Source organism: Henriciella sp., from assembly GCF_049649345.1.
GTDB lineage: Bacteria > Pseudomonadota > Alphaproteobacteria > Caulobacterales > Hyphomonadaceae > Henriciella.
Map to the genome: position 1 here is coordinate 1 of NZ_JBARZC010000014.1, position 3,304 is coordinate 3,304.

General features: G+C 61.6%; 4 protein-coding genes. 1 reads left to right on the plus strand and 3 read right to left on the minus strand.

Going from position 1 to position 3,304, the window contains the following annotated elements:
* From WA989_RS00365 to WA989_RS00375, 3 genes are all read right to left on the minus strand, one after another.
* Positions 1–588: AAA family ATPase (locus WA989_RS00365; protein ID WP_424338548.1), on the minus strand; the 588-nt coding region annotated here is incomplete at its 3' end.
* The gene (locus WA989_RS00370; protein WP_424338549.1) at positions 575–1,786 is read right to left on the minus strand and encodes a DUF4350 domain-containing protein; all 1,212 of its coding nucleotides are present in this window, start codon (positions 1,784–1,786) and stop codon (positions 575–577) included. The genes WA989_RS00365 and WA989_RS00370, both read right to left, overlap by 14 nt.
* The gene (locus tag WA989_RS00375; protein ID WP_424338550.1) at positions 1,783–2,595 is read right to left on the minus strand and encodes a hypothetical protein; all 813 of its coding nucleotides are present in this window, start codon (positions 2,593–2,595) and stop codon (positions 1,783–1,785) included. The genes WA989_RS00370 and WA989_RS00375 overlap by 4 nt, the downstream gene beginning before the upstream one ends.
* A gap of 147 nt (positions 2,596–2,742) precedes the next feature.
* On the opposite strand from WA989_RS00375, the gene WA989_RS00380 reads away from it, so the two are divergent.
* Positions 2,743–3,210, plus strand: a complete 468-nt coding sequence (locus WA989_RS00380; RefSeq protein WP_424338551.1) for a GAF domain-containing protein — start codon at positions 2,743–2,745, stop codon at positions 3,208–3,210.
* Positions 3,211–3,304: the final 94 nt, after the last annotated feature.

Genomic DNA, 3,304 nt, shown 5'->3' on the forward strand with positions numbered 1-3,304 from the left:
CTTCATGCCCGTGCGGTTGCCGTGGCCGGAGACGATGGCGAGTTCCTCGTCACGGCTCGGATAGTCGAGGACGTGCTTGAACAGGAATCGGTCGAGTTGGGCTTCGGGCAGGGGATAGGTGCCCTGCTGCTCGATCGGGTTCTGCGTCGCGATCACCATGAAGCGATCATTCAGCCTGTGCGGCTTGCCGTCGATCGTGACCTTGCGCTCCTGCATCGCCTCTAGCAAAGCGGCCTGCGTCTTGGGCGGGGTCCGATTTATCTCGTCGGCGAGCAATATATCGGTGAAGATCGGGCCTTTGGTGAGCGAGAATTCGTTGGTCTGGAAGTTGAAGAGGTTCGTCCCGATGACATCGCCCGGCATCAGGTCCGGCGTGAACTGGATACGCCCGAAATCGAGATCGATGGCGGCGGAAAAACATTGCGTCAACAGTGTCTTGGCTGTGCCAGGCGGGCCTTCGAGCAGGATGTGGCCGGATGAGAACAGCGCGGTCAGCATCAGGTCGACCGTTTCGGTCTGGCCGATCACGGCCTTGCCGACCTCGGCCCTGATCTTCCCGGCAAGCGCCTGAATATCACTTGGTTGCATGCGTCATCTCCTTGCGCCAGCGCCAGATCGCGCGGGCCTTTTGTCTGAGGTCGTCTCTTGATGTGGCAGGCGCAGAAAGCCCACTTCGGATATCTGTCCAGCTTGTCTCGAAGCCCTGCTGCTCGCCCATCCGGTTAAGAAGCGCGGCGACATCTTCCTCGCTTAGCGTCTTTGGCAGGCCGAGCTCCTTGATGAGGGCGCGGCGGGTCAGCGCGAGATAGCCGGGCGCCATGCGCGGTTCGCGTTTGGCCATGCTGATCAGGCCTGCAGAATTGTCCGCGAGCGCCTGCTTGCCGGCTGCGAAGGCAGGCGCTTCGCGCTCTGGCGCGCCGAAGCGGATGGAGGCGGCCCAGCCGATCAGGCCCATCGTGGCGAGCGCAATCAGTGTTGCGCCGAGGAAGGGAATATCGAGCAGGGTTTTCATAAGGCTGCGTGAGCGCTCGAAGCCGTGAATGGTCGCGTCGAAGATGACGGGCTGGCTTTTCCTGCGGCTGACCAGGTCGATGATGGAGAGGCCCGTGACGGCATTTTCGGATCGCGCCAAGCCGAAATTGTTGAGCACGTCCGGGTCCGACAGGACGTAGATTTCTTCTTCGCCAAGCTGAGACAGGAGCTGGCCGCCCGGTCGTCCGATGATTTCGGTCAGTGCGTCCGATTTCACCACCTGCATCTCATGGTCGAAGACGGGGGATACCTCACCGAAAGGCGTTTCGAGCGCGCCGGGATTGCGCAGGCGGACCACGCTCGCATCTGCTTCCACGAGGCCCAGCATGGCATCGACAGCGTCTATATCGGCGAGCCTCGTGTCGAGTTCGAAGGCGCGGCGTGCCGGGTTGGTCAGGAATCGCCATTTTGGCAGCACGATGAGTGCGGGCGGGGCAATATCGTCAATGTCGAAGTTGCGCCCGTAGAGCGGCATGGTGATGATGAGCAGGCGGCCGTCGCTGGTCTCCAGCCGGTTTCGCAGGCGCGAGGTGCTGACGGAGCGACCTTCGGCTTCCAGCATATCGATGAGGCCGGCATAGCCGGAGGCCGAGCGTGAATAGGGCGTGGGGCCTGGCCGGTCGCGGCTGGCAAGGTCAGGCGACCAGGCCATCAGCGCCATGACGGCGGCAAATGAGAGTAGACCCACAGCCAGCAGGATGAAGATGACGCGGCCCGAAAAGGGGTTTTCGGCTCTGGGGAGGCGTTCGCTCATGCGGCGGCTCCGCCAAACGCAAAGTCCTCATAGGATTTGCGCGCCGATTGCCAGCCATCCCGGTCGACCGAGCGCCCGCCGAAGAAGCTCGTCTCGACAATGCGGATGATCGGGGCGAGCGCTTGGCGGGCCTTCTGCGGGAGGTCCGAGAGCGACTGGATTTCGCGGGCAGTCAGCGACTGCGGCACGCCGCCAGCACGTTTTTCGCGCAGATCCTCAATCGAGCGGAAGAGGAGAAGATGCACCGCTTCGGCAAACTTGCCCTCAGCGGCGAGCGCATCGGCCTGTTCGAGCAGGGCGACAGCCTGTTTCTGGTCTGGCCTCTGGTCGTCGATCTCGGACGTGTCTGGCCCGGCTTCAGCTTTCTTGCGGCCAAACCGGATGCCGACAATGTCGCCGAACATGTACCAGAGCGCGTAGATGATCGCCGCCGCGATCACGCCGAACATCAGGAGTTTGAACAGGCCGCCAAATGTGCGGAAAAACCAGGCGAAGAAGTCTGCAATCGCATCGAGGAAGGAATTGCGCTGCCGGGGTTCGATCTCCATCGGCTCCGGTTCCCATTCGGCGCGCTCGGTCTGCAGTCTTTCATTTTCGACATGTCGTTCGACAAGCTGTTCGACGCGTTCGCGGTCCAACTGGCCTCTCGGCTCATTGCCCCGGTTGAGAACCCTGTCGACCGGATCCTGTTCAACAACGACGGGCGCATCAGGGCCGAGAACACTGGAGTCGCCCTGGGCAATCGCTGACGACATACCGCTCAAGGCAACAAACCAGGCGATGAGGATCGTCCGGACAGTTTCCCTCACGCAGTCTCCCTCCTTTGCCTGATGGCAGATGCGCCACCAAAGCTTGAGATCATGACTATTTCAGAGCAACAGCGCGGCGTCCATGGGGCTCTTGAGAAAGCCGGGCCAAGCGCGCATATGGGCGGCGAACTGCAGCAAGGACATCAGATGGACCGCAAAGCCCGCTACGAAGAGTTGAAAGCCGAGATTGAAAGCATCGTCGCCGGCGAGACCTATGTGCCGGCGCGCTATGCCTCGGCGGCCTGCCTGCTTGCCGAAGCCTTCCGTCCGCGTTTTTTCTGGACGGGCTTCTATGTGGTCGATCCCCAGAAAGCCGATGAGCTTGTCGTCGGTCCCTATCAGGGCACGCTGGGCTGCCTGCGCATTCCGTTCGGGAAGGGCGTTTGCGGGGCGTGTGCCGCTCAGGCAGAGACACTTATCGTACCGGATGTGCATGAATTCCCCGGCCACATCGCCTGCGACAGCCGGTCCAATTCCGAAATCGTGGTGCCGGTATTTGATGCAGAGGGCAGGCTGGTGGCCGTGCTCGATGTTGATTCGACCGAGTTCGATGCCTTCGATGAGGTCGACCGCGAGGGTCTGGAAGCAATCTGCAAGATCCTGCTGACAGCCTAGCCGAGAAGCGTCGCATTCGGGCCAATAAGGTCTGACAGCGTCCCCTGATGCTTGCTGTCGAGATCTGACCAGGCGCTTTTCAGCGCCTCTAGAC

Excerpts from the sequence above, each read along its gene's own strand:
- WA989_RS00370 (WP_424338549.1), bottom strand. The coding sequence starts at position 1,786 with ATGAGCGAACGCCTCCCCAGAGCCGAAAACCCCTTTTCGGGCCGCGTC.
- WA989_RS00380 (WP_424338551.1), top strand. The coding sequence starts at position 2,743 with ATGGACCGCAAAGCCCGCTACGAAGAGTTGAAAGCCGAGATTGAAAGC.